The sequence below is a fragment of the Chryseobacterium sp. SIMBA_029 genome (assembly GCF_046535275.1).
Taxonomy (GTDB): domain Bacteria; phylum Bacteroidota; class Bacteroidia; order Flavobacteriales; family Weeksellaceae; genus Chryseobacterium.
Window position 1 is genome coordinate 1 of record NZ_JAWRXA010000558.1, and the last position, 256, is coordinate 256.

Annotated in this window: 1 protein-coding gene; it reads left to right on the forward strand. The window is 62.1% G+C overall.

Annotated features, from left to right (window positions below):
- The coding region (locus tag SB679_RS25215) for a VOC family protein (protein WP_410705067.1) at positions 1 to 224 on the forward strand (224 nt) is incomplete at its 5' end.
- Between the last annotated feature and the right edge of the window lie 32 nt (positions 225 to 256).

Below are 256 nucleotides of genomic sequence, written 5' to 3' on the forward strand. Positions count from 1 at the left end.
TGCTGGAACCGAGCGACAACCCGATTGGTGCGAACTACATGAACGCCGTGTACGACGCCGGAATGCCGGCTGTGGTGCTGGGCGTACCCGACGTCGAGGCCGAGTATCAGCGGTTGCTCGCTGCAGGGGTGTCTTTCAAGGGCGCACCTGCCGAGGACCCATCGGGTATCAGTGCCGTCTTCGATGACGGCTGCGGCAATTTCGTTCAACTCCACCAGGACTAGTCCGGGTTAAACAGCCGTGGCCGGGACTGGTG